We start from the raw sequence: 25652 nt of genomic DNA, 5'->3' as shown, positions 1-25652 counted from the left end.
ATAATCCCTTATTGCAGCGCCAGAACCACATCGACCAATGCATCAAAGCCTTCGCTTTCGCCGTTCAAAAACCCACCGCCGATCAGGCTGCTGTAGGCTGCTTCGGTGAAGGCCGGATTTGATAGCCCCAGCTGCCCCATAAGAGAGCCGATATAGACAAGCCGTTCGCTGTCTACCGTATTAAGGACAGCTTCAGCTTTGGCGTCATGTGTGGCCCAAGCCCGCAGGGCACGTTCCGTTTTGTCATTGTAAAGCAAACGACCATAGCGCCGCAGCCGTTCATCAGCGGGACCAGCTGTTTCGAGTTCTTGCACGATGGCCTTCAAAGCGTCGGCTTGCCAGTGGTCCAAAAGGGCGCTTTGAAAGGCAACCACATCAGCGAAATGCCAGTAAAATGACCCTTTGGTTGTGTTCAATTCACGCGCCAGTGGCTCTGCGCGCAGACCGTCAGGGCCGTCGCGATGAAGGGCTACAAACCCGGCTGCGATCCATTTGTCTTTGTTCAAACGCTGTTTGGTCATGTCTACACGATATGCTGCAATGCAGCACATCGCAAGTCCGCTGCTGTTCCAGCCTGCGTTGCAGTGTTGCAGATCGTTACGATCCTTGTAGGTTGATCGCCATGCACAAGTTTCAAAAGACCCCTGTTTTTCTTGATCTGGCAACTGCTGTTGCCGTTGTTTTGTTGCTTGCCCTGTTTTTGTACATCGGGCGCATTCTGGACAGTAATTCCCAACACGCTGAGATGCAGACCGTTGCGCATGAACCGTCAGCCGCTGAAAAGGCACTCAAGAACTGGCACAAGAAAAAGGCAGGGGCATCCGCTTTTGCACGTGGCCCAGAGGGACATTTCGGTTGGACGGTCAGGTATAATGACGTGCTTGCCGCCAAGGAAGACGCCTTGGCATATTGTGCGCAACATGGTCCGGCATGCGAGGTGACGGAGTTTAAAGCGGGATTTGAACACCGTGCGTTCAAAGGCACAATCGCACCGCGCACCTTGGAGCTGTATAACTCTTACACACGTGGTGCGGGCGCTAAGGCTTTTGCTTTGTCGCCAGACGGGGCCATCGGGATGGCCACGGGGCAACCGGATGCGGCGCAGGCGCAAAACCGTGCCAAAGCGCTGTGCGAAACCCACAAAAAAGACCGACCCGCTTATCTTGCGGATCGGCCTTGTCTCGTTGTGCTTTCAACGCGGTATTAGGGGTTAACCCAACAAACGCCGCGCGATAACCTGTGCTTGAATTTCTGCCGCACCTTCAAAGATGTTCAGGATACGTGCGTCACACAGCACACGGCTGATTTTGTATTCCAGTGCAAAGCCGTTGCCGCCGTGGATTTGCAAACCGTTGTCGGCTGCTGCCCATGCGACACGAGCGCCTAACAGTTTGGCCATGCCCGCTTCAACGTCACAACGGCGTCCTTCGTCTTTTTCAAACGCCGAGAAATACGTCAGCTGACGCGCCACCATGATTTCCACCGCCATCATGGCCAGTTTGTTGGCCACACGGGGGAAGTTGATCAGGGATTTGCCAAATTGCTTGCGGTCGATGGCGTATTGCATGGACAGATCCAAAGCGGACTGCGCCACACCAATCGCGCGGGCGGCGGTTTGGATGCGTGCCGATTCGAAGGTTTCCATGAGTTGCTTGAACCCTTTGCCTTCTTCACCGCCCAAGAGGTTTTCGCCTTTGACGTGGAAGTTATCAAACCCCAGCTCGTATTCCTTCATGCCGCGGTAGCCCAGCACTTCGATTTCGCCGCCTGTCATGCCTTCGGTGGGGAACGGGTTTTCTTCGGTGCCCGGCGTTTTTTCCGCCAGGAACATGGAAAGGCCTTTGTAGTTGTCGGTTTCCGGGTCGGTCCGGGCCATCAACGTCATGATCTGGGTCCGCGTGGCATGCGTGATCCACGTTTTGTTACCAGTTACTTTATAGTCGCCGTTTTCATCTTTGACTGCGCGGGTGCGCAGGCTGCCAAGGTCAGACCCCGTGTTGGGTTCGGTAAAGACGGCCGTAGGCAGCGTTTCGGCTGATGCAAGACGCGGCAGCCATTTCTCTTTTTGGGCGTCAGTCCCGCCTGCAATGATCAGCTCTGCTGCGATTTCGGATCGTGTTCCGAGGGATCCGACACCGATATATCCGCGTGACAGTTCCTCTGACACAACACACATAGAGGCTTTGGACAGGCCGAGGCCACCGTATTCCTCTGGAATTGTAAGGCCGAAGACGCCCATTTCCGCCAGCTCTTCGATAACTTCCATCGGGATCAATTCATCCTTCAGGTGCCAGTCGTGGGCGAAGGGTTCGACCTTTTCGACGGCGTACCGACGGAACTGTTCGCGGATCATTTCCAACTCGTCATCAAGGCCCGTGGCCCCCACAGTCACTTCGGCGCTGCGTTCTTGCATCAATTCAACCAAACGCACGCGGGCGGCCTGGGTGTTGCCGTGCTGTGTCAGGGTCTGGATTTCAGGCTGCATCATGGTGCGCATGTCGTCTTGGGACAGGCCCATATCCTGCAAGCGCAGGACTTCGCCCTGGTTCATTTGGATGCCGCCATAGACCTGCCAGAGGTATTCACCAAAGGTGATCTGAAGGATCAGTTGTTCGATTTCACCAAACTTGCCATCCGCTTTGATCGCTACGGCCCACTTGTGCATCTCGCGCAGCGATTGGGTGTATGTTGCAAGCCATGCCAGCCCGTGGGTGGCGGTTTGATGTTCTTCGACCAGTCGTGCCGACACGCGCCCGTCCGTGCCGACCAAGCCGCGCAAGCGGTCTTTGGCGGTTTCTAGCAAAGCTTCAACAGGGGCTACAGCCGCGCCTGTCAGTGTCAACAAATCGTCAAGGATCACAGCCTGTGTCATCCCAAGGTCTTGTCCGTCATGTGCCATGAAGTTTTTCCCTCTTTTAGCTTAAGCGCGTGTCTATTCATTTTGCAGGTGCAGCGCAACTTAAATACCCATATGCGACGATTTTTGTCAGAATATTGCGCGTTGATATTTTCCAACAGCGCCCTAACGGGCATGCTATAGCATCGCAATGGATGCACTATTTGACATTTTGACGGTACCACAGCTGTGTCTGGCTGTAAGTATCGCGGTTTTTGCGGGCTTGGTCAAAGGCGTGGTCGGTTTTGCGCTGCCAACCATTATCATTTCCGGCCTAAGTACGTTTTTAAGCCCTGAATTGGCACTTGCGGGGCTGATTTTACCAACTGTTGTGACCAATTTTATGCAGATGTTGCGGCAGGGCGCACGGGCGGCATGGGAATCGGTCAAACGGTTTCGTGTGTTTTTGGGCTTTGGGCTGGTGACCCTTTTGATCGGGGCGCAATTGGTCCGTGTTTTGCCGATGGACGTCATGTTGCTGGTGATTGCTGTTCCGGTGGTCAGTTACGCAATGCTGCAATTGCTCGGTATTGAAATCACGCTTGCAAGACACTCTGGCAAGGTGGCGGCAATAGCGGGGTCAGTCGCCGGATTGATGGGCGGTATGTCGGGTATTTGGGGGCCGCCGACAGTCGCCTATTTGACTGCTTTGAAAACCGACAAAGCAGATCATTTGCGGGTGCAGGGTGTTGTGTACGGATTAGGGGCTGTTGCGCTGCTGTTTGCGCATTTGGGGTCAGGTGTGCTGCGGGCGCAAACCTTACCGCTTAGCTTCGCTATGGTGCCGCCAGCGGTGTTGGGGCTGTGGATCGGGGGACGGTTGCTGGACCGTATCGATCACGTTGTATTTCGCCGCGCGACGTTGGTTGTTCTGCTGATCGCAGGTTTGAACCTGATCCGCCGCGCGGTGTTTGTTTGACGCTTGATGCGTTTAGGAAGCGCGGCGTGTCACTGTAGCGCCCGCCACATCCTCGATGAAAGTAATGATACGTGATTTCGTCTTTTCGTCTTTGATGGAAGCAACGGCCTGAACGATATCCATGGCGCTGTCTGCCGCCCCTTCACTGTCGGCATCGAGGCCTTCAAAGAAGTACGACGTTGATACGTCCAGAATGTTCGCCAGCTCGAACAAGCGACTGGCTGCAATCCGGTTTGAACCGATTTCGTATTTTTGGATTTGCTGGAACGACAGGCCGAGACGACGTGCGACGTCCGTTTGTGACAGACGGCGCAAAGTACGGATCTGTTTGAGCTGACGACCAACGTGAACATCTACTGAGTGTGGCATTGTTATAATTATCCCCGGTTGAACTATCCTGTTGATCCTAAAATTCTCAATTCGGCGCAATTGAGTAACTTTGTACATTTTTCAACCATAGATGTTGCATCGATGTATGATTTGTGTACCATTAACCACTGTGTTACGGAGGCTCTGTAACAAGGCGAAGTTGCGTGTACCGGTTATAGGATTCGAATTATTGTCTGACCTGACGAACCCCCTGTTGTTCGAAATGGTGCGCTCGTTTTCGATGCTTGCCCAAGAATTAAATCTTAGCCGCGCCGTCGCAAAACTGGGCAGCACACGGCAAACCGTGCGACGCCACATTGCGACCCTGGAAGAGTTGAAAGGCGAACAGCTGTTTCGTGTGGTCGACCGCCAGTACACCCTTACCGAAGCGGGCATACGCGCCTTACCTCAAGCCGAAGAAATCATTGCGTTGGGGCATGCTTGGCTGCGCGGACAATCAAGCCATGTCAATGGGTTACAGTATCTTCGCCATCAAGAAGGCAACGGTTGGTACTTTTATCAGCAACAACATGCGTTGCGCAGCATGTGGGACACGGACAGTGCTTTGCTACGTGAAACCGTACGCAGTTGGATCATGTGTGGCGGGCGCATCGAAGCCCCTGAGATGCAGCATATTCGTCCCTATTTGATCATCTACCGCTTTACACCAGTGGGTTGGATTTGTGTTGAATTCGGTGACGAATCCTTTTTCGTACGCTGGTTCGGCAAGCAAAAAGCGCTTAGCAGCGTTGGCCAGACATTGGGCAAAATGCCGGGCGGAAATGACTTTGCCCGCATGCTGAATGTGGCATTTCAGGAAACAGACATCACGCACAACCCCAGATTGGACCATGTGCGCACGATGGTGCCGCGATCCGATGGCGGCCAACCCATGCCCGTTAACTATCGTAGATTGATGTTAAGCGGCGCATTTCCAGACGGCAGCTCAGCTCTTTTGTCGTTGGTTGAGCCCTCGGCTGACCTTGATATCTTTGGGTTTGGCCCAGAAGATTTCCGCGAACCGGATGAAGATTTTGCGCTACGTTTTGACCCAGACAATTTTAAATACGGGTCATAGCAAGAAATTTTTGTTAACCTTGTTCTCAAGCATTGGGTAAGGGAACAGAAATGACACTTCAACCACGCAACGATTCGGCACAATTTATTGCAACTAGCCGCGATATATTGTGGGAAAATGATATTGACGTCACAATTGGTACGAATTTTGACGAATACCAAGAGATTCTGGACCGTGACCGGCCAACGCAGGCCATGGGTGCACCCTTCAATCCAGAGTTGCAGAATCTAAATCCCGGAAACGCCTTTTGGTTGACTGGTCGGGATGTCGACGGACGTTTGATGCATACTCAGGCGGCCCGTTTGATCGACCTGCGGCAAGAAACGCTTGCGGATTATATGCAACACAAGTTCCGTGAATTTCCCCCGGCGATCCCTGATCTTGATCTGGACCGGTCGCGGTTTCGGGCCAGCCCCGGCGCAAAGCACATCACGGGTCGCGTGATTTATCATGGTGAAGTCTGGATGAGCCCGAATGAGGGTCGCTTCCGTGGCAACGGCCTGTCTTCGGTTCTGGCGCGCTACGGTCTTCTGACCGCAATGCAGCGTTGGAACCCGGATTATCTGTTTGGGTTCATGGCCCGAACGGTGGCGTTTAAGGGTTTCGCGGAACGCATGGGATATATGCACAACGAACCGGGTGCTTTGCGCTGGTATCGACATGGCAGTGACATGCCGCTTGAAGGCTTCTTGAGCTATCTAACCAACGAAGAAGCACGGTATCTGCTGGAAATGCCGGTGTCCGATCTGGTGACTTTGCCAGCGACGCAAAAAGCCGCTTAACGGCATCATACCGTTCCGCCCATAATGCAAAAGGCCGGCTGCAATCGATGCACCCGGCCTTTTCGTTTTCAAAATCAATCTCAACCGATGGCGGCAGATCTTACGTCTTCGTCGATGTGCGCCATGTATTGTTCAAAATTGCCCGAGAACATTTCTACCAATTTTGCAGCTTGCGCGTCGTAAGCATTTGCATCGTCCCATGTGCGGCGTGGATCAAGAAGGATATCGGCAACACCGCTGACAGACACAGGGACTTCAAATCCAAAGTTATCGTCTTTGCGATACTCGGCGTCGTTCAGGGACCCTTCCAGCGCGGCTGTCAACAAGGCACGTGTGGCGCGGATTGGCATCCGGGACCCTGTACCATAGGCGCCGCCTGTCCAGCCCGTGTTGACCAGCCAGCATGTCGCACCGTGCTGTGCGATTTTCTCGCGCAACAGGTTGCCATAAACTTCCGGACGGCGCGGCATGAAAGGCGCACCAAAGCATGTTGAAAACGTAGGCTCGGGTTCTGTCACACCGCGTTCTGTGCCCGCCACCTTGGACGTAAAGCCGGACAAGAAGTGATACATGGCTTGGGCAGGCGTCAGTCGCGCGATGGGGGGCAGCACACCGAATGCATCACACGTCAGCATGATGATGTTCTTGGGGTGACCACCAACCGCATCCTTGGACGCGTTTGAAATATAATGCAGCGGGTAAGCGCAACGCATGTTTGCCGTCAGGCTGTCATCTTCAAAGTCCAGATCCAGCGTTTCTTCGTCAAAAACCATGTTTTCGATGACAGTGCCGAACTTTTCGGTGGTCGCATAAATCTCTGGCTCTGCTTCAGCGCTTAGGCTGATCGTCTTGGCATAGCAGCCGCCTTCGAAGTTGAACGTACCACGATCGGACCAGCCGTGTTCATCGTCGCCGATCAACGTGCGGGCCGGGTCCGCAGACAGTGTTGTTTTGCCCGTGCCGGACAGGCCAAAGAACACAGCCGTGTCGACGGGATTGCCTGTGGCATGGTTGGCCGAGCAGTGCATCGGCATGACACCTTTTTCGGGCAGCAGATAATTCAAAAGCGAGAACACGGATTTCTTATTTTCGCCGGCATACTCAGTGCCGCCAATCAAGATCAGCTTGCGATCGAAATTCATCGCGATCACTGTCTCAGACCGACAGTTGTGCTTGGCTGGGTTCGCTTGAAAGCTGGGGCAGTTGATGACGGTGAAGTCTGCAAGGAAACCGTCAAGGTCTTCGCGTTCCGGACGGCGCAACATGTGGCGGATGAACAATCCGTGCCATGCAAGTTCCGTCACCATGCGTACATTGATGCAATAGGCGGGATCGGCACCGCCAACGAGGTCTTGCACGTAATAGTCGCGGCCTTTCATGTGGGTCAGCATGTCTTCGTACAACGCATCAAAGCCTTCTGGCGTCATCTGCGCATTGTTTTCCCACCAGATGGTGTCTTTGACACTGTCCGTCATGACGACATGTTTGTCTTTGGGCGAACGGCCGGTGAACTTGCCGGTCGTGACAAGAAAGGCGCCGCCTTTTCCCAGTTTGCCTTCACCACGTTTGAGTGCGGCTTCTATCAGCACAGGCTCAATTTGGTTGTAATAGACATTGCCCAACCCTTCGATCCCTTGATCTTCGAGGCGGAATTGCGGGTTTACCCGTCCAAATGTCATATGTTGTCTCCTGTGTCCGGCTGATGCTGGAAGTCTGTAGATGCGGGTTTTCACGCCCCAGCCTGCTCTGGCTTGGGGGGGTCTTAACATGACGTTTTACAGCATGAACAGGACGGTTTGGTACAGTTAGCGCCATCAATGTGAAGAATGGTAAAGGACAAGGCAGATATGCATACGCGCATGACGCGAATGTGCGACAATTTAGCCATTCATTAGGATTTTCAGGCCTAATTGGGGCAGGGCGCTCGTGTGATTCGCAGATTTGGATTGATTCGCCCGCCTAAAAACAGAACAATGAGCAAAAAAAATAATCAGTGGCAGCAGCAGTACAAGGATTCAGGCAATGAACAAAATTGCATTGGTAGACGACGACAGGAATATCCTGACGTCGGTTTCAATGACTCTCGAAGCCGAAGGTTTCGAGGTTGAGACATATAACGACGGCCAAGCGGCCCTCGACGCATTTAATAAAAAACTTCCCGATATGGCGGTCCTTGATATCAAGATGCCCCGCATGGATGGCATGGATCTGTTGCAGCGCTTGCGCCAGAAAACCACAATGCCGGTGATCTTCCTGACCTCCAAAGACGACGAGATCGACGAAGTCCTTGGATTGCGCATGGGCGCGGATGACTACGTGAAAAAGCCGTTTTCTCAACGCCTTCTGGTCGAGCGCATTCGCGCATTGCTGCGCCGCCAAGATGCGCAAGCTGGTGAAATTGTCGCCGACAGTGAAGAAACCAAGGTGATGGAACGTGGCGAATTGCGCATGGACCCGTTGCGTCACGCTGTGTCCTGGAAGGGCAACGACGTGTCGTTGACTGTGACAGAATTTCTGTTGTTGCAGGCTTTGGCACAACGCCCCGGCTTTGTGAAGTCGCGTGACCAGTTGATGGACGTCGCCTATGACGATCAGGTCTATGTGGACGACCGCACCATTGACAGCCACATCAAGCGCCTGCGCAAGAAAATGCGCACTGCTGATGATGATTTCTCTGCGATTGAGACCCTTTATGGTATCGGGTATCGTTACAACGAAGACTAAATCGTTGGTCGTTTAGGCCGAAAGGACGCTTGTGCGCGATATGGCCCCTCAACCCTCGCGGGACGGTGATGTTGTTTTGGGTGACGATTGGGTCACCCCGGACAGCGCGGCACCCTCAGAAATGCGTGCGCGCCGTGAACGGCGCGGACTGTTTTCGCTACGCGCGTCACCGCTGACGCGCAAAATCATCACGTTTAATCTGATCGCGCTGAATATACTGGTTGCGGGGATTTTGTATCTCAATTCATCCCGCGACAGTTTGGCTGTTCAACGTGCTGTGGCCTTGGTCAGTCAAGCCGAGCTGATCGCGGACGTGATCGAGGCCCAATTGCCCAGCGACGCCCCGGTTAACCTTGCGACGGCCGATGGCGTGGATGTGTCCGTCACGCTGGACGAGTTGGATTTGCGCGACGGCATCGAGGTCTTTGTGTTTGACCCGACGGACCAGGTAATCGCAAATACAGAAGGCCAGGCCGCGTTGAACGTGGGCCTTGGGGCAAAAGAAACCAACCCGACAATCTTGACCGATGGTTTGAACTGGCTGTGGTCCGCAGTGTCTGCGCCTTTTGCCAGTAGCGACATTGAGCAAGCACAGCCCGTCGAAGAACAATTGCGCACCCTTGTGCAAAAAAGCTTTAGCGAAGGCACCCAGATCAACGACGGCACGGATGCCGACGGCGGTGCGTTGTTCAGTGTGGTAACGCCAATTTTGCAAGGCACCGAAGCCGTTGGCGCAGTTGCCGTAACCAGTGCCGCTGGCGAAATCGACAATCTGGTGCGCAGCGAACGCGAGCGTGTATTGCAGATGTTTATTATCGCCACTTTGGTGTCTATCGGACTTAGTTTGGTCTTGGCATCAACCATCGCGAACCCGTTGTCCGATCTGGCCGCAGCAGCCGAATTGGGTCGTGACAAAAACGCTCGCAAAGTGAACCCCGGACGCATTCGCATCCCCGATCTGACGGCACGCCCTGACGAAATAGGACGTCTCAGCGGCGCATTGCGCGGTATGATAGCAGCGCTTTACAACCGCATCGACGGCAATGAACAATTCGCAGCAGACGTCGCCCATGAAATCAAAAACCCGCTTGCGTCCCTGCGGTCTGCTGTTGGCACATTGCGGATGATCAAACGTGAAGACCAACGCGAAAAGCTGCTGGACGTGATCGACCATGACGTGCGCCGTTTGGACCGTTTGGTCAGTGATATTTCCAACGCATCGCGTTTGGACTCGGAGCTTGTTAAAGAAGAAGAAGAACCCTTCAACCTTCTGACAATGCTGGGTAATCTGGGGCAGTACCTTGGTGAGGATGCCAAAGGCAAAGGCATCGATTTCATAACCGATCTACCGCCTGATCCTGTTGAAGTGCACGGGCTTGAAGCCCGCTTGGCGCAGGTTTTTGTAAATTTGATCACCAACGCGATTTCGTTTTGCGAAGATGGCGACGCTATCCGCGTGTGGGCGCGAAAGCGTGAAAATCGCGTTTTGATTGTGGTCGAAGATACCGGACCGGGTATTCCTGATCAGGCCTTGGCAAAAATCTTCAAACGGTTTTATTCCCAGCGTCCCGAAGAGCATTTCGGAAACAACTCGGGCCTTGGTTTGGCGATCTCAAAGCAGATCGTTGAAGCCCACGGCGGAGTGATTTGGGCGGAAAACATTCGTCCCACAGAAGCCGACATCACGTCCGAGCCTTTGGGCGCACGGTTTGTTGTGGGCCTTCCCGTTTAACACATGCCCGATACAATTTTTCAGACGATACATGCTTCTTGTGTTTCGTTTGAGGGCAATGCCGTCTTGATCAAAGGGGCATCTGGCAGCGGTAAATCATCGCTTGCTTTGCAGATCATGGCCTTTGGTGCGCAGCTTGTATCCGATGACCGAACAGAATTGCGCAGGATCGACAACAGCATCTGGGCCGCCCCCCCCAAAACAATCGCAGGTTTGATAGAAGCAAGGGGGCTGGGCATTCTAAACGCAGAACACACCCCGTCTGCGCAGATTGTATGCGTGGTGGATATGGATGTGGTTGCCACTGAACGGCTGCCTGACCCAAAGGTTACACCCTGTCTTGGTTTGCCTCTGCCCTGTCTTCACAAAATTGATACGCAGGCTTTTCCCGCCATCGTTTTGCAATATCTCAAGGGTGGGATACAAAGAGACATATGATAGACATCGAAACCGACGCACGCCGCCTTGTTCTTGTGACAGGCCCATCCGGGGCCGGAAGATCCAGCGCCTTGCGCGTGCTGGAAGACTTGGGCTTTGAAGCCATCGACAATATGCCACTGCGCCTCATTCGGGCACTTCTTGAAGATCCCGGACCGCGCAAACCAATGGCTTTGGGGATTGATCCGCGCAATCGGGATTTTTCTGCGACGGCTGTGACTGATGCTTTGGGACAAATCGCAGCCATAGGCCACGCCGTTCCCGAACTGCTGTATTTGGATTGCACGACAGATCAGTTGTTGCGCCGTTTTTCGGAAACCCGTCGCAAACACCCTTTGGCGGCAGGGGATCGCCCCGAAGCAGGCATCGCGCGTGAGCTGGAAATTCTGAACCCGTTGCGCACCCGCGCTGATGTCTTGATCGATACCACGGACCTGAATGTGCATCAGTTGCGCACTGAGGTCGAACACTGGTTCTCTGGCGGTGATACGGGGCGTTTGTCGGTTTCGGTTGAATCCTTTTCCTACAAACGCGGCTTGCCGCGCAGCGTCGACATGGTTTTTGATTGCCGTTTTTTGCGCAACCCCTACTGGGAACCCTCATTGCGCAGCGGGAACGGGCAAGACAAAGCTGTTGCAGATTACATCGCTCAGGACCCGCGATGCGGTCCGTTTCAGGACAAGGTCCATGATCTCGCCTTATGGTTGTTGCCAGCCTATTTAGATGAGGGCAAATCACATCTGTCCATTGCATTTGGCTGTACAGGAGGGCAACACAGGTCTGTTGCTATGGCAGAGGCTTTGGCAGCACGTTTGCGTAAAGCAGACTGGCAGGTGTCTGTACGGCACCGCGAATTGGACCGGCGCAAAAAGGGTGAGACAAAAGCGTGATAGGGGCAGCATCGTGATAGGGATTGTGATTGTCGCACATGGGCAATTGGCCAAAGAATATCTTGCGGCCATCGAACATGTTGTGGGCCCGCAGCCTGGGATGTGCGCCATTTCCATCGAAACCGATCATGACCGCACCGCCAAACAGCAAGAGATATGCAAAGCGGCTGACGCTGTAGACCAAGGGCAAGGCGTTGTTCTGGTCACAGACCTTTTTGGCGGATCACCGTCCAACCTAAGCCTGATGGCGTGCCAGCCGCAGGGACGGCGCATCTTATACGGTGCCAATTTGCCGATGCTGTTGAAGCTGGCCAAATCGCGTCATTTGGCGGTGCCAGATGCCGTACGCACAGCCCTTGATGCGGGACGCAAGTATATCGACAGCCAAAACATTAGCGCTGAAAGCAAGTCATGACCAAAGACACGTTAACGATCATAAATGAAAAAGGCCTGCACGCGCGGGCTTCGGCGAAATTGGTGGAAGTGGTCGAAGCGTTCGACGCCCAAGCCGAAGTCAGCAAGGATGGCATGTCTGCATCAGGCGACAGTATTATGGGGCTTTTGATGTTGGCAGCGTCCAAGGGAAGTATTATTGACATCGAAACGTCCGGACCAGACGCGGATGCGTTGGCACAAGCCTTGTCTGTGCTGGTCGCGGACAAGTTCGGAGAAGGAGCCTAAGGGGCTCTGACAAATTCACGGGGAACCAGCAGTGGTCGACAGCGTACGCGATATCTCTGAGGATGCAGAGCCTGAGAATGTGAACTTCATGAAATACGACAGGCGCAGCTTGTCGTATGCCTCTACGTTTGAAGACCCTTGGAAGTCGACCGTCATCCGCATCATCGAAGCTTTGACAGGCAAGCTTACTATTCTGCGATTGATCAAAAAATTCGAAAAAAATGGTACTCCGTCGGGCCAAGGTTTTTGGCGTGCCTGTTTGGATGTCATGGGCATCGATTTGACAACGCCCGAAGAACAACTGCAGCGCCTGCCCAAAGAGGGTCCGGTAATTGTTGTTGCCAACCACCCGCATGGAATGGTGGACGGCATGATCTTTGCCGATTTGATCGGGCGCGTGCGTCCGGACTACCGCATTTTGACCCGTTCATTGCTAACTGCAATTGATGAGGTCGCGGGCAGTTACATGATCCCCGTGCCTTTCACGCATGACCCTGATGCACAGCGTAAGGGCGTGGAGATGCGTAAGGCCGCAATGGATCACCTGAAGGCCGGTGGCGTTGTGGCGCTGTTTCCGTCCGGGGTTGTCGCGTCGTCCGAGACGTATTTTGGACCTGCTGTTGAAGGCGAATGGAACGTGTTCACCGCGGCGCTGATCCGCCGATCCGGGGCGACTGTTGTGCCGATGAAATTCCCCGGACAGAACAGCCGTTGGTATCAAATCGCCAACAAGCTGTCGCCGATGTTGCGCCAGGGGCTGCTGCTGCACGAGATCGTACATTCATGCAACAAGCCGCAAGGGCCGATTGTAGGGCATCCATTGGCCAAAGAAGACGTCGACAAATGGTCTGACGATCCGCGTGGGTTCATGGCGTGGTTGCGTAAGCACACGCTTGACCTGAAAAACTAGTCACTGTCTGTGACGTGTTTGCCGCAATCCTGCCTGCCTTCTTTTGATGAATTTCACCGCGTAGGGACAGGTGTGTCGCCGCGGTAATCATAAAACCCTCGCTGGGTTTTACGGCCCAACCACCCTGCTTCCACATACTTTGTCAGCAAAGGGCAGGGACGGTATTTGGTATCGGCCAACCCGTCGTGCAACACGTTCATGATCGCCAAACACGTGTCCAAACCGATAAAGTCGGCCAGTTCTAATGGTCCCATGGGGTGGTTCGCCCCCAATTTCATAGAACTGTCGATGGATTTCACATTCCCGACCCCTTCGTACAGCGTGTATACGGCTTCGTTGATCATCGGCATCAGAATGCGATTGACGATAAAGGCTGGAAAATCTTCGGCTGATGCCGAGGTCTTGCCCAATCTATCGACCACAGCTTTACAAGCTGAAAATGTGGGCTCGTCCGTGGCGATGCCCCGGATCAGCTCAACCAACTGCATGACGGGCACGGGGTTCATAAAATGAAACCCCATGAATTTTTCCGGACGGTCCGTTCCGCTGGCCAATCGTGTGATCGAAATGGATGAGGTATTGGATGTCAGAATAGTGTGGGGTTGCACATGCGGGATCAAGGCCTCGAAAATCTTATGCTTTACCGGCTCATTTTCCGTCGCAGCCTCAATAATCAGATCGCTGGTCCCGAGATGGGGAAGGTCTTGTGTGGACGTGATCCGTGCCACGGCGGCGGCTTTGTCTTCTGCGCTGATCTTGTCGCGGCTGACCTGACGTTCCAAGTTTTTGTCGATCAAGGCAACGGCTGCGTCCAAAGCGTCCTTATTCACATCGTTCAAAAGCACGTCGTATCCGGCCAGCGCCATCACATGTGCAATGCCGTTACCCATCTGACCCGCGCCGATGATCCCAACTTTTTGGATGTCCATGTGCCGCCCTTTCGCTGCCTTGGGGCATCATAAGGGGCAGCCTATCCTAAGGGCAAGGCGCGAAGTCATTGTGCTGAAAGACAAGGTTTCGTCACATTGTGTTAGGAATTTCTAAGGATATCGCTGTCATACCTTATTGCGGGTGAAAAAAGGTGAGTAAGCATGTCTTTTGATGCGTTGGGGCCGGGTGCCCTTGATTATCTGCCGTGTCGATACGGTACGTCGAAGTTGTTGTTTCGTGGGCCTAGACGGTCCTTAAAGGACCCCTATGTCGCGTTTTTAGGCGGAACCGACACATACGGGAAATTCATTGCAAATCCGTTTCCGGACCTGACAGAGCAAGAGTTGAAAATGACGTGCCTGAACTTGGGCTGCGTCAACGCGGGTATCGACGTTTTTGTAACTGACCCACATGTAAGCGAATTGACCAGCGATGCTGAAGTGACGGTGATCCAGTTGATGGGGGCACACAATATGTCCAATCGCTTCTATTCAGTGCACCCGCGGCGCAACGACCGGTTTTTGAAGCCGTCTAGTTTGCTGCAAGCGATCTACCGCGAAGTTGATTTTGCCGAATTCAACTTCAACAAACATTTGCTATTGCGGCTTTATACGCTTTCCCCCGGGCGGTTCGAAACGGTGGTGGAAGAATTAAAGCAGGCATGGTTGGCCCGTATGCGGACAATGATCAGGTCTATCAAAGGGAAGGTTGTTTTGCTTTGGTTTGCTGATCACACACCCGATGAACAAATGACACTGGACGACGAACGCGACCCTTGGTTTGTCACGCGCGATATGATCGAAGAATTGCGCGAAATGGTGGACGACATAGTCGAAGTTGTAGCCTCAGAGGAAGCTCAGGCAGTTGGCACGGAAGGTATGATTTTTAGCGATCTTGAAGCGCCTGTTGCTGGTTACGTGTTGGGACTGGCTGCTCACCAAGAGGCGGCAGAACAGGTCTCGCGGGTTCTAAAACAATACGTCTAGACATCGAGTGGTATTTCAACCTAACAAGATGCTTGCGCAATCAAAAAGGCCCGCTGAAACCAAGCGGGCCTTTTGACGTTTCTCGTAAGGTGGGCTTAAGCCCACCCCTGCTTTACAGCTTTTCGATCATCTCGGGGACGGCGTCGAACAGATCAGCGACCAGTCCGAAGTCCGCAACTTGGAAGATGGGTGCTTCTTCGTCTTTGTTGATGGCCACGATGACTTTCGAATCTTTCATGCCGGCCAAGTGCTGGATCGCGCCAGAAATACCAACAGCGACATAGAGCTCTGGCGCAACAACCTTGCCAGTTTGGCCCACTTGCCAATCGTTTGGTGCATAACCGGAATCGACGGCCGCACGGGACGCACCAACAGCAGCACCCAGCTTGTCAGCCAGCTTTTCGATCAGGGCAAAGTCCTCTTCGGACCCAACACCGCGACCACCAGACACAACCACACCCGCAGATGTCAGTTCTGGACGATCAGATGCCGCCACTTTGTCTTCAACCCAAGAGGACAGGCCGGGATCGCCAGCTGCACCAATGGTTTCAACAGAAGCAGACCCGCCTGTTGGGGCCGCGTCAAAGGTCGCACCACGGAAGGTCACGACCTTCTTCGCGTCGGATGATTTGACCGTCTGCATGGCGTTACCAGCATAGATCGGACGCTCAAACGTGTCGCCATCGACAACAGCCGTTGCGTCTGAGATTACCATCACATCCAACATCGCCGCGACGCGTGGCATGATGTTCTTGGCATCCGTCGTGGCCGGGGCCACGATGTGCTCATAATCGCCGGACAAAGACACCAAAAGATCCGCAACCGGTTCAGCCAAACGCTTGCCATAAATCGCGTCTTCGGCACAAAGCACCTTGGCCACGCCTGTGATCGTTGCAGCTTCAGCCGCCGCGTCCGAGCATGTGGCGCCTGTGCACAACACAGTCACGTCGCCCAACGCGCCAGCCGCTGTCACAGCTTTTGCTGTGGCGTCCATCGCCAACGCGCCGTCGTTTACTTCAGCTAGAAGAAGTACAGCCATTACACAGTCCCCGCTTCTTTAAGTTTTGCCACCAGATCTTCGACCGATGCCACTTTGATGCCTGCCGCACGTGCCGCTGGCTCTGATGTGCCCACAACAGCCAGACGTGGTGTCACGTCGACGCCGTAATCTGCGGCAGTCTTTTCATCCAAAGGCTTTTTCTTGGCCTTCATGATGTTTGGCAGCGATGCATAGCGTGGCTCGTTCAGGCGCAGGTCAACAGTGATAACCGTCGGCATGCTCACTTCGATGGTTTGCAAACCGCCATCAACTTCGCGTGTGACGCGTGCTTTGTCGCCAGCCACTGCAACTTCGGATGCGAATGTCGCTTGCGACCAGCCCATCAAGGCAGACAGCATCTGGCCCGTTGCGTTCATATCGTTGTCGATGGCTTGTTTGCCACAAAGCACAAGGCCGGGCTGCTCTTCGTCCACAATAGCTTTGAGGATTTTTGCAACGGCCAAAGGCTCGATGTCGTTGTGCACGTCGTCTGCCGCAACAACCAAAATCGCGCGGTCCGCACCCATCGCAAGCGCGGTGCGCAGCGTTTCTTGGGATTGCTTGACGCCAACAGATACGACGATCACTTCGTCGGCCTGACCGGCTTCTTTCAGACGGATCGCCTGTTCGACGGAAATCTCGTCAAACGGGTTCATCGACATTTTTACGTTGGCAAGATCGACACCGGAACCGTCCGCTTTGACACGAACCTTCACGTTATAATCAATCACGCGTTTGACAGGTACGAGGACCTTCATGGGCGTTTCTCCTTAATTACGACTCACCCCACCGGGCTGTTCGTCACACAATTGGCCATTGCATACCCAAGCCAGCGGGTTGGATACAGCGCAAAATCGTCATATTAGCGTTAACGGACGCCGCGTTAGGCACATTCCTTCAGTTTATCGGTTGGCACCGGGGACCCAAAGCACATCATCGACGCCGCCATTGTTGGCGATGCGCGCGGCGACAAAGAACCAATCGCTTAATCGGTTCAAGTATTTCACAGCAGCAGGGTTCACCGATTCCATGGTGGCCAGTTCCACCGCCAATCGTTCTGCGCGGCGCGCAACTGTACGGCAAACATGCAGTTGGGCTGACAATTTCGAACCACCAGGCAAGATAAAGCTGCGCAGGGGTTCCAGCGCGTCATTCATCGCGTCGATTTCTTGTTCCAAGCGCGATACCTGCGCGTCTGCGATACGCAAGGGCGGGTACTCTGCCTCTGCGTCTTTTTCCATGTCCGGACGGCACATGTCCGCACCCAAATCGAACAGGTCATTCTGAATTCGGCTCAGGGCCTCATCGACGGTATCCGTCGCTTCAAGGCGGGCAACGCCCACAAAGCAATTCAATTCATCCGACGTGCCATAGGCTGTGACGCGCATGGCGTGTTTCGCGACGCGGGCCCCATTACCCAATGCGGTTTCCCCGGCGTCTCCGGTCTTGGTGTAGATTTTGTTCAGAACAACCATGTGCTTACCCCCCGTTCCGTTTCACGACCACGTACAGCACGATCAGCCCTACAGCGATGGCCTGTGTCAAAATGCGGTAGCGCATCAATTTGTTGGAATTGTTTTTGGCCCACCCGGAACCCTTCCCGAACCCGCCAAGGCCAAGGCCCAAGACCCCGACAACGGCCAAACAGGCAATGACGATCAAAACAAAAAGTACATCGGTGAGCATGGGTTTGCCCCTTTATTCAACTGCGTTGGTGTGGATGTAGGGGGCAGGTGCGCAAAAGCGAAGGCTTTTTCGCTTATCCGCGTGATAAGACCCAATCCAAGGCCCGTGTTGGCAGAATACGGCGCAGGGTGGCCATGATGTATGTGGGTGTCGTGACAAAATAACGCGGGCGTGGTCGTTTGGATTCTACCGCGTGGATCAGCTTTTTCAGAACGGCGTCTGCGGGCAGTTCAAACTGGTCAGGTCCGCTGCTGTGATACAGTCTTTGCAGCAGCTTTTGTTCGTACTGTTCCTTGCGGGGCGCGTTTTCCCAGTCGATCCACTTTTCGAAATGTGGGATCGAATTTTCGCGAATTTTTGACGTCACCGGACCAGGTTCGATCAAAACCACTTTTACGCCTGTGTCCCGCATTTCGATGCGCAATGTGTCTGTAAGACCTTCAAGCGCAAATTTGGTTGCGTTGTACGCGCCACGCCACGGCATCGTCACGAACCCCAAAACAGAGGAACATTGTACAATGCGACCATGCCCTTGGGCGCGCATCACAGGGATCAGGCAGCGCGTCAGCTCATGCCAGCCAAAGAAGTTACTTTCAAAAATGGATCGCAGTGCGTCGGTGGGCAGATCTTCAACCGCGCCGGGAAGCCCATGTGCACCATTGTTGAACAACACGTCCAAAGTGCCACCCGTTGCCTCAAGCACTTCGTTCAACCCGCTATGGATCGTTTCCGTCCGCGTGTAGTCGATCAAAGGGGCATCAAAGCCCATGGCGCGCAACCGATCACAATCGACTTGCTGGCGGCATGCTGCAAAAACCTTCCAACCCCGATCACGTAAGCCGATTGCGCAAGCAAGACCAATGCCGGACGAGCATCCCGTGATAAGGATCGTCTGTGCCGTCATGCCGCACGTCTTACTGTCTCAGGGAATTTTCGGAAAAGGCACAGGTTCATCAGCTTTCCGTCAACAAAAAGTCAGCCATCCAGCCAACCGAACCACCATCCATGGGGCGCAGTTTAACCCAGCCAGTGCCAGGATCAGAAAGGATTTCGACCTCTTGGCCGCGTGTCAGTTTGCCGACAACGTCAAAGTTCGTCCCCGGACCGCCCCGCATGTTGACGCGGTTTCCCGCGACGGCACGAATATCAGCGGCGATCACAGGTGCCGTATTATCCACGACAACGGCTTCAGTTTCAACTTTGGCCTGTGTGACGAGGCTTGGTAAAATCAGGGTCTGTTCTTCTTGGACCGGCTGCACGGCGGTCGTGCGTACCTCGGGTTGGACAGCTGCCAGTTTTTCTGCGGTGTCCAAAGTGTTCAGATCAAAAGATGCCCGTGTCACGACTGCCGAACTTGCTGTGTCGGCGGGTTGTTGTGGCGCAGGGGCAGTGTCTTGCGTTGCTTCGGCCACACGCACTTTCGGCAAGGCCTGTTCTGCTACAGGGTCCATACGGCTGATGCGCAGTGCTTCAGGATCAAAGTCTTTGCCACCACTGAGTTCGTAAAAAACGACACCCATAAACGCAAAGCTCAACAAGATAAATTTGGTCATACCAGTGATCCCCCACAAATCACAAAACTAACGCGCACTGGCAGAGTGCGGTTCCGAATCTTCTACCACAATTTGAAAAAATCTTCATCGGGGAAGCGCTTAGAAAGTTTCCCCGACGCACAGCGCGTGTCTTTGTTGCAACGCCAAATCGACCAGAGCCGCAAAAGCCTACGCAAAGGGGGCAAAGTCCGCTTGTCCGCTTCGCAGCGCCCGCGTAAACATCGTGGCATGAATGATGTAACCGACAGCCCAAGCAAAGATTTAAGCGAACCATTGCGCCGTGCGCTTGGGGATCGTTACCTGACATATGCGTTGTCGACGATTATGCACCGCGCTTTGCCGGATGCGCGCGACGGATTGAAACCTGTGCATCGCCGCATCCTGTATGCGATGCGGGAATTGCGCCTTTCGTCCACGGGCGGCTTTCGGAAGTCTGCCAAAATTTCCGGCGACGTTATGGGCAACTATCACCCGCATGGTGACGCTGCGATTTATGACGCGATGGCGCGTTTGGCGCAGGACTTCAACGTGCGCTATCCTTTGGTCGACGGCCAAGGCAACTTTGGCAACATTGACGGCGATAACCCGGCCGCATCCCGTTATACCGAAGCACGCATGACGGCTGTGGCCGAAATGATGTTGGACGGTCTAAACGAAAACGCCGTGGATTTCCGCGAAAACTATGACGGCACGTTAACAGAGCCTACCGTTTTACCAGCACAGTTCCCGAACCTGTTGGCCAACGGGTCTTCGGGCATCGCTGTGGGCATGGCCACCAATATTCCGCCGCACAACATCTCAGAACTATGCGACGCCTGTTTGCATTTGATCAAAACGCCAGACGCGCGCGACGATACGTTGCTGAACTTTGTACCGGGCCCCGATTTTCCAACTGGCGGCATTATCGTCGAGCCACCCGAGAACATCGCGACGGCTTACCGAACGGGCAAAGGCGGCTTCCGCTTGCGGTGCCGCTACGAAGTCGAGGATCTGGGGCGGGGCCAGTGGCAGATTGTAGTCACGGAAATTCCCTATCAGGTTCAAAAATCGAAGCTGATCGAGAAAATCGCAGAGCTGATCCAGACCAAAAAGGTCCCGATTCTGGGCGATGTGCGCGACGAATCTGCGGATGATATTCGCCTTGTGCTTGAGCCGCGGTCCAAAAATGTCGATCCCGATGTTTTGATGGGGATGATGTACCGCAGTTCCGATCTTGAGGTGCGGTTTTCGCTCAACATGAACGTGTTGATTGACGGGCTGACCCCAAAGGTCTGTTCCATGAAGGAAGTGCTGCGCGCCTTTCTGGACCATCGCCGCGAAGTTTTGCAGCGTCGGTCGACACATCGGATGGAAAAAATCGACCACCGTTTGGAGGTTCTGGAAGGCTTCATCGTTGCCTTTTTGAATCTTGACCGTGTGATCGACATCATTCGCTACGACAACGAACCCAAAGCGGCTTTGATGCGCGAGGACTGGGGCAAAACGCATGTGCGCGCGATGGACGAGGCGGACTATGTATCGCCTGGCCCAAGCGACGGTGAATTAAGCGACGTGCAGGCCGACGCGATTTTGAACATGCGCTTGCGCAGCTTACGCCGCCTTGAAGAACTTGAATTGCTGCGCGAACAGACCGCTTTGATGGAAGAACGCGCCGGCCTTGAGGATTTGCTTGGCGATGAAGGCTTGCAATGGTCGTCGATCGCCGACCAGTTGAAAGAAACCAAAAAGCAATTTGGCAAGGGTTTCGAAATTGACGGCAAGAACATCGGCTTGCGTCGTACCAGCTTTGCCGAAGCGGGCGAAGTGGCCGAAGTTCCGTTGGAAGCCATGATAGACCGCGAGCCGATTACGGTTGTCTGTTCGCAAATGGGATGGGTGCGGGCCATGACGGGCCACATTGATCTGGAACGCGAGCTAAAGTTCAAAGACGGCGACGGTCCGCGCTTTATCTTCCACGCCGAAACGACTGACCGTTTGTTGGTGTTTGGGGCGAACGGGCGGTTCTACACTTTGTCTGCGGCCAACTTACCGGGGGGGCGGGGCATGGGCGAGCCGTTGCGCCTGATGGTGGATCTACCGAACGAGGCGGAAATTCTCGACATCATGATCCACAAACCGGGGCGCAAGCTTTTGGTGGCGTCCAGCGCGGGCGACGGTTTTGTGGTGCCGGAAGACGACGTCGTGGCGCAAACCCGTTCTGGCAAACAGGTATTGAATGTGCGCAGCCCGTCGCGGGCGCTTATTTGCAAACCCGTATCGGGCGACAGCGTGGCTGTGGTTGGCGAAAACCGCAAAGTGTTGGTGTTTGGTTTGGACGAGCTTCCCGAAATGGGACGCGGCAAAGGTGTGCGCTTGCAAAAATACAAAGACGGGGGGTTGTCGGATGCGACGACGTTCAACCGTGCAGAAGGGTTAAGTTGGCTGGATCCGGCCGGGCGCACGCGCACTGAAACCGACCTTGGCGAATGGACTGGCAAACGCGCATCGGCAGGCCGTATGGCGCCACGCGGGTTCCCGCGCGACAACCGCTTCAACTGATACGAACCTTGGAAAGCACGCTTGCGAAATCGTGAAGCCCAGTCTTGCAAGTCAGGTAAACCGGACCCCGCGTTCCATGATTTTTTGGCATCATGTATTTGAATTCTACCCCAACGCGTGGCAGTTTAGAAAACTAACGACCCGTGCATAAGCATCGGGCGGATCGAGGGAAAACGTATGAGTGCGCAAATTCATGGCCGGTATCACGGCCAAGGCCAGCCATTGTTCTGGCTGTATATCAAAACGGCATTGCTGACGATGGTCACGCTGGGCATTTACCGGTTCTGGGCCAAAACCCGCATCCGCAAATACATCTGGTCCGCAACCAGCGCCAATGAAGACAGCTTTGAATACACCGGCACGGGCCTTGAAAAATTCTTGGGCTTTTTGGTCGCGATCGTCATTTTGGCAATCTATTTGGGCATCGTGCAGATGGTTCTGTTTTTTGCGGGATTGAACATCTTCGTAGACCCTGAACGGGCGTCCTCAACCGAGGAATTGCGCCAGATTGCGGCTTTTTACATTACCTTTTTCGCTGTTTTTCCCCTGTTGTTGTTCGCGCAATACCGTGCACGACGCTACAAGATGGCACGAACACGGTGGCGTGGCATTCGCTTTGGCATGGAAAGTGCTGCTTGGGGCTATGTGTGGCGGGCCATCGGGCATTATCTTGTGACCATTATCACCCTTGGCATTATGTTGCCGCGCCAGACGTTCTACCTTGAGAAGTTCATGGCGGACCGGTCTTGGTACGGGGACGCGCGCCTGGAACAAGATGGCAAATGGACTGACCTTTACGCAGGCATGAAGCATGTCTTTATCGGTCTTGCCATTCTGATTTTGAGCGGCGTGATTGGTGTTGTTTTGCAGTCCATTGCCTTGGCTATGATCTGTGGAATCGTGGGGTATGTCTGGCTGATTATTGGTACCGTCTACTACCGTGTTTACGCGTTCAACTACCTGACAGGGCACAAGGTTCTGGACGACAAGATCGGTTTCTTTTCCGAGGCGAAAACAGGCACCGTCGTAACCACTGTCGTTGTAGGGTCGCTGATCATCGGGGCGTTGTCCGCCATCGTTTTGTTCGTGGTTGGTGCGGTCGGTGCAGGTGCATTCGCCGTTGCGACATCAGGCGCAGGCTTTGGAGGCGAGCCGGATATGATCGGTATCTTCGTGACCAGCATTTTGATCGCGGTGGCATATATCGGCTTTTTATTGGGGATTGGCGGTCTGTCTTTGGTGCTGATCACACAGCCCATCATTGCGCACCTTGTAGACGGTATTCAGGTGCATGGCGCCGAACATCTGGATGCAATTCAACAGCGCAGTGCAGACCTGGGCGCAGATGCCGAAGGCTTTGCGGATGCACTTGATATTGGTGGTTCAATCTAATGGCAGAAGTTGGCCGGTATTATGATGGTGAAACTGGCCAACGCCTGACCGTTGAGGTGACGCTGGTTGAGACAGGCGTTTTGCGTCTGTCTCATCCTGAATTGCAAAACGGGCCAGTGCCAGGCCAACTGGACTGGCCGTTTGATCAACTGCGGGCCTTGCCGGACCAAGCCCGAGATGACCAGCTTATTGTGACGCTCGTCGCGGCTCACTCAGATGACAGTGCTCTGATAAACAACGTGCGCTTGACCTTGGTTGGGGCTGCCTTGATCCATGACGTCCGGGCCGTTTGCCCGCTTCTGGACAAACGTGATGTCGCCCGAGGCACCGGTTTTAAAGTTGTGACGCGCCTTGGTATGGCGGTCGCGGCCTTTGTTTTGATGATATTTGTGATTTTGCCAGCCATGGCGAACACTTTTGCCAATTTGATCCCGATTGAACGTGAAGTGGCCTATGGCAAGACGATCGTGCGCAACATGGAACGTGTGTTTGGCGGGCGCGAGGCCGGGCAGCTTATGTGTAGCTCACCCAAAGGGGATGCAGCTTTGGCGCGAATGGTGGCGCGGCTGACTGAAAATACACCCACAGATTACGATCTGAACATAGCCGTTATGAACAATGACATGGTCAACGCTTTTGCTGCCCCCGGCGGACAAATCGTCATCATGAAAGGGTTGATCGACAAAGCCAAAAGCGCGGATGAGGTGGCAGCGGTGCTGGGCCACGAAATCGCGCATGTCGAAAGCCGGGACCCCACACGCGGTGCGTTGCGTGCGGCAGGATCAGCCGGGCTGTTGTCGATGGTTGTTGGTGATTTCACCGGCGGTGGCATTGCCTTGGCGATGACGCAATGGGTGCTGGACGCGTCCTATACCCGCGAAGCCGAAACACAGGCTGATGTCTATGCGCGTGACATGTTGGGACGTGCGGGTGTCAGCACCGCCGGCATGGCCACTTTCTTTAGAACACTGGAAGAATCGACCAAAGGTGGCCCGGATTTGCCTACCTATTTGTCCAGCCATCCCAGTTCGGGGTCGCGCAGCGATCTGGCGGCGTCTTTTGCGGAAATGCAGAGCAATACCACCTCTGTGATCAACGAAGATGATTGGAAAGCATTGCGCAGCATTTGCGACGGCCATTCCAAGACAGGCAAGGCCAACAAAGGGTCCAAAACCTGAAATTAACGCACGGCGATGACGCAAAAGGGCAAATGTGCCGCAGGTCAGCGGCCATCTGCGTCGGCTTGATTGCACCACCGACGGGGGTCGGATAACCCTATCCAAGACACATTAGGAGAAGTGACATGCGTTGGATGCTCATGGTCGTGATGGCCGTATCTTTGGCGGCTTGCAACGGGGCCTCTGACTTGAAAGATGCGCCTGTGCCTTTGGGCAATTTCAACCTTGTGCACAACATTGTTGTCGCGCCGAAAGCCTTCAAAGGGCCTCTGAGCCGCAAAGCATCGGAAGAGCAGCTGACCACAACATTACAAGCTGCAATTGCCGAACGCTTTGACCGCTATGAAGGCTCCAAACGCTACCATTTCGGTGTTAGCGTCGAAGGGTATGTGCTGGCCCAACCCGGTGTGCCGCTGGTGTTGTCGCCCAAATCCATTCTGATCATCAATGTCACGGTCTGGGATGATGCCGCCGGCAAAAAACTGAACGATGAACCAAAACAAATCACGGTTCTGGAAAGCTTTGGCAGCGGCACGCTTGTTGGGTCCGGATACACATTGTCCGCGCAAGAGCAGCTGAAAAACCTAAGCCAAAACGCCGCAAAGTCGATTGAACGGTATCTGGTGCAACAACGCGACGAACAAGGCTGGTTCAAAGACGACGTTTGATCAAATCGCTTCTTTGTGAGGCGTCAAGCGAACTGGTGCTTGATTTTTCCAACCAAAGCCAATAAATCGCGCCCGAGATGAACACCGGGTCGATCTGCGGCCCCATGAAAGAAAAGGGCGCCTCCCATGGCTAAGGAAAAGTTTGAACGCAATAAGCCGCACGTCAACATCGGCACAATCGGCCACGTTGACCACGGCAAAACGACGCTGACAGCGGCGATCACCAAGTACTTTGGTGACTTCCAAGCGTATGACCAGATTGA

General features: G+C 54.2%; 28 protein-coding genes. 17 read left to right on the top strand and 11 right to left on the bottom strand.

Features of this window, described 5'->3' with window-relative positions:
* Window positions 1–8: 8 nt before the first annotated feature.
* A complete protein-coding gene (locus tag ABJL60_RS14645) occupies window positions 9–521 on the bottom strand; it encodes a TetR/AcrR family transcriptional regulator (RefSeq protein WP_348374420.1) in 513 nt (170 codons plus the stop codon).
* Between the two features lie 101 nt (window positions 522–622).
* On the opposite strand from ABJL60_RS14645, the gene ABJL60_RS14640 reads away from it, so the two are divergent.
* Window positions 623–1207 (top strand): hypothetical protein, encoded by a 585-nt coding sequence (locus ABJL60_RS14640; RefSeq protein WP_348374419.1) that lies wholly within the window; start codon window positions 623–625, stop codon window positions 1205–1207.
* Between the two features lie 3 nt (window positions 1208–1210).
* On the opposite strand, the gene ABJL60_RS14635 is transcribed toward ABJL60_RS14640, so the two are convergent.
* Window positions 1211–2899, bottom strand: coding sequence for an acyl-CoA dehydrogenase family protein (locus tag ABJL60_RS14635; RefSeq protein ID WP_348374418.1), 1689 nt, complete (start codon window positions 2897–2899; stop codon window positions 1211–1213).
* 148 nt (window positions 2900–3047) lie between these two features.
* Between ABJL60_RS14635 and ABJL60_RS14630 the strand changes: the two genes are divergently transcribed.
* Window positions 3048–3815 (top strand): sulfite exporter TauE/SafE family protein, encoded by a 768-nt coding sequence (locus ABJL60_RS14630; RefSeq protein WP_348286733.1) that lies wholly within the window; start codon window positions 3048–3050, stop codon window positions 3813–3815.
* A gap of 12 nt (window positions 3816–3827) precedes the next feature.
* Here ABJL60_RS14630 and ABJL60_RS14625 read toward each other — a convergent pair whose 3' ends face one another.
* Window positions 3828–4184, bottom strand: coding sequence for a helix-turn-helix transcriptional regulator (locus tag ABJL60_RS14625; RefSeq protein ID WP_108829506.1), 357 nt, complete (start codon window positions 4182–4184; stop codon window positions 3828–3830).
* 190 nt (window positions 4185–4374) lie between these two features.
* Here ABJL60_RS14625 and ABJL60_RS14620 point away from each other — a divergent pair, with 190 nt between their 5' ends.
* Both ABJL60_RS14620 and ABJL60_RS14615 read left to right on the top strand, forming a co-directional pair.
* A complete protein-coding gene (locus ABJL60_RS14620; protein ID WP_348286730.1) occupies window positions 4375–5262 on the top strand; it encodes a LysR family transcriptional regulator in 888 nt (295 codons plus the stop codon).
* 50 nt (window positions 5263–5312) lie between these two features.
* Window positions 5313–6044: a hypothetical protein gene (locus tag ABJL60_RS14615; protein WP_348286728.1), complete on the top strand. Its 732-nt coding sequence runs from the start codon at window positions 5313–5315 to the stop codon at window positions 6042–6044.
* An 80-nt stretch (window positions 6045–6124) separates the two neighbouring features.
* On the opposite strand, the gene ABJL60_RS14610 is transcribed toward ABJL60_RS14615, so the two are convergent.
* Window positions 6125–7723, bottom strand: a complete 1599-nt coding sequence (locus ABJL60_RS14610; RefSeq protein WP_348374417.1) for a phosphoenolpyruvate carboxykinase — start codon at window positions 7721–7723, stop codon at window positions 6125–6127.
* Window positions 7724–8066: 343 nt separating this feature from the next.
* Here ABJL60_RS14610 and ABJL60_RS14605 point away from each other — a divergent pair, with 343 nt between their 5' ends.
* The 7 genes from ABJL60_RS14605 to ABJL60_RS14575 all read left to right on the top strand — a co-directional run bounded on the left by ABJL60_RS14605 (window position 8067) and on the right by ABJL60_RS14575 (window position 13419).
* The gene (locus ABJL60_RS14605; protein WP_108829502.1) at window positions 8067–8768 is read left to right on the top strand and encodes a response regulator transcription factor; all 702 of its coding nucleotides are present in this window, start codon (window positions 8067–8069) and stop codon (window positions 8766–8768) included.
* 40 nt (window positions 8769–8808) lie between these two features.
* Window positions 8809–10500, top strand: coding sequence for a sensor histidine kinase (locus ABJL60_RS14600; RefSeq protein WP_348374416.1), 1692 nt, complete (start codon window positions 8809–8811; stop codon window positions 10498–10500).
* A 3-nt stretch (window positions 10501–10503) separates the two neighbouring features.
* Window positions 10504–10938 carry an HPr kinase/phosphatase C-terminal domain-containing protein gene (locus ABJL60_RS14595; protein ID WP_348374415.1) on the top strand — a complete coding sequence of 145 codons (435 nt, stop codon included), beginning with the start codon at window positions 10504–10506 and terminating at the stop codon, window positions 10936–10938.
* Window positions 10935–11828: an RNase adapter RapZ gene (rapZ, locus tag ABJL60_RS14590; protein ID WP_348374414.1), complete on the top strand. Its 894-nt coding sequence runs from the start codon at window positions 10935–10937 to the stop codon at window positions 11826–11828. The genes ABJL60_RS14595 and rapZ overlap by 4 nt, the downstream gene beginning before the upstream one ends.
* A 13-nt stretch (window positions 11829–11841) precedes the next feature.
* A complete protein-coding gene (locus ABJL60_RS14585; RefSeq protein ID WP_348374413.1) occupies window positions 11842–12243 on the top strand; it encodes a PTS fructose transporter subunit IIA in 402 nt (133 codons plus the stop codon).
* Complete coding sequence (locus ABJL60_RS14580; protein ID WP_108829497.1) at window positions 12240–12509, top strand: HPr family phosphocarrier protein; 270 nt, start codon at window positions 12240–12242, stop codon at window positions 12507–12509. The genes ABJL60_RS14585 and ABJL60_RS14580 overlap by 4 nt, the downstream gene beginning before the upstream one ends.
* An 88-nt stretch (window positions 12510–12597) precedes the next feature.
* Window positions 12598–13419 (top strand): lysophospholipid acyltransferase family protein, encoded by an 822-nt coding sequence (locus ABJL60_RS14575; protein WP_181364558.1) that lies wholly within the window; start codon window positions 12598–12600, stop codon window positions 13417–13419.
* 53 nt (window positions 13420–13472) lie between these two features.
* On the opposite strand, the gene ABJL60_RS14570 is transcribed toward ABJL60_RS14575, so the two are convergent.
* Entirely contained in the window at window positions 13473–14348 is an 876-nt protein-coding gene (locus ABJL60_RS14570) for a 3-hydroxybutyryl-CoA dehydrogenase (RefSeq protein WP_108829495.1), read from the bottom strand.
* 162 nt (window positions 14349–14510) lie between these two features.
* Between ABJL60_RS14570 and ABJL60_RS14565 the strand changes: the two genes are divergently transcribed.
* On the top strand, window positions 14511–15335 hold the full coding sequence (locus tag ABJL60_RS14565; RefSeq protein WP_348286717.1) for a DUF6473 family protein: 825 nt from the start codon (window positions 14511–14513) through the stop codon (window positions 15333–15335).
* 112 nt (window positions 15336–15447) lie between these two features.
* Here the strand turns inward: ABJL60_RS14565 and ABJL60_RS14560 are convergent, their stop codons facing one another.
* From ABJL60_RS14560 to ABJL60_RS14535, 6 genes are all read right to left on the bottom strand, one after another.
* The gene (locus ABJL60_RS14560; RefSeq protein ID WP_348286716.1) at window positions 15448–16374 is read right to left on the bottom strand and encodes an FAD-binding protein; all 927 of its coding nucleotides are present in this window, start codon (window positions 16372–16374) and stop codon (window positions 15448–15450) included.
* A complete protein-coding gene (locus ABJL60_RS14555; RefSeq protein ID WP_348374412.1) occupies window positions 16374–17132 on the bottom strand; it encodes an electron transfer flavoprotein subunit beta/FixA family protein in 759 nt (252 codons plus the stop codon). Before ABJL60_RS14555 ends, ABJL60_RS14560 begins: the two co-directional genes overlap by 1 nt.
* 144 nt (window positions 17133–17276) lie before the next feature.
* A complete protein-coding gene (locus ABJL60_RS14550; RefSeq protein WP_108829491.1) occupies window positions 17277–17849 on the bottom strand; it encodes a cob(I)yrinic acid a,c-diamide adenosyltransferase in 573 nt (190 codons plus the stop codon).
* Between the two features lie 4 nt (window positions 17850–17853).
* The gene (locus tag ABJL60_RS14545) at window positions 17854–18060 is read right to left on the bottom strand and encodes a twin transmembrane helix small protein (protein ID WP_348286710.1); all 207 of its coding nucleotides are present in this window, start codon (window positions 18058–18060) and stop codon (window positions 17854–17856) included.
* 73 nt (window positions 18061–18133) lie between these two features.
* Window positions 18134–18964 carry an SDR family NAD(P)-dependent oxidoreductase gene (locus ABJL60_RS14540; protein ID WP_348286708.1) on the bottom strand — a complete coding sequence of 277 codons (831 nt, stop codon included), beginning with the start codon at window positions 18962–18964 and terminating at the stop codon, window positions 18134–18136.
* A 49-nt stretch (window positions 18965–19013) separates the two neighbouring features.
* The gene (locus tag ABJL60_RS14535) at window positions 19014–19613 is read right to left on the bottom strand and encodes an SH3 domain-containing protein (RefSeq protein ID WP_348286707.1); all 600 of its coding nucleotides are present in this window, start codon (window positions 19611–19613) and stop codon (window positions 19014–19016) included.
* A 228-nt stretch (window positions 19614–19841) separates the two neighbouring features.
* Here ABJL60_RS14535 and ABJL60_RS14530 point away from each other — a divergent pair, with 228 nt between their 5' ends.
* The 5 genes from ABJL60_RS14530 to ABJL60_RS14510 all read left to right on the top strand — a co-directional run.
* Complete coding sequence (locus ABJL60_RS14530; protein ID WP_348286705.1) at window positions 19842–22151, top strand: DNA topoisomerase IV subunit A; 2310 nt, start codon at window positions 19842–19844, stop codon at window positions 22149–22151.
* 177 nt (window positions 22152–22328) lie between these two features.
* Window positions 22329–23543, top strand: coding sequence for a DUF898 family protein (locus tag ABJL60_RS14525; protein ID WP_348374411.1), 1215 nt, complete (start codon window positions 22329–22331; stop codon window positions 23541–23543).
* Window positions 23543–24721: a M48 family metallopeptidase gene (locus ABJL60_RS14520; RefSeq protein ID WP_348374410.1), complete on the top strand. Its 1179-nt coding sequence runs from the start codon at window positions 23543–23545 to the stop codon at window positions 24719–24721. Before ABJL60_RS14525 ends, ABJL60_RS14520 begins: the two co-directional genes overlap by 1 nt.
* 125 nt (window positions 24722–24846) lie before the next feature.
* Window positions 24847–25389: a hypothetical protein gene (locus ABJL60_RS14515; RefSeq protein ID WP_348374409.1), complete on the top strand. Its 543-nt coding sequence runs from the start codon at window positions 24847–24849 to the stop codon at window positions 25387–25389.
* 126 nt (window positions 25390–25515) lie between these two features.
* Window positions 25516–25652, top strand: a 137-nt coding sequence (locus ABJL60_RS14510; protein ID WP_348285774.1) for a GTP-binding protein, incomplete at its 3' end; no start/stop codon positions are given.

Source organism: Ascidiaceihabitans sp., assembly GCF_039986515.1.
Taxonomy (GTDB): domain Bacteria; phylum Pseudomonadota; class Alphaproteobacteria; order Rhodobacterales; family Rhodobacteraceae; genus Ascidiaceihabitans.
This window is presented reverse-complemented; position numbering and strand designations above follow the sequence as displayed.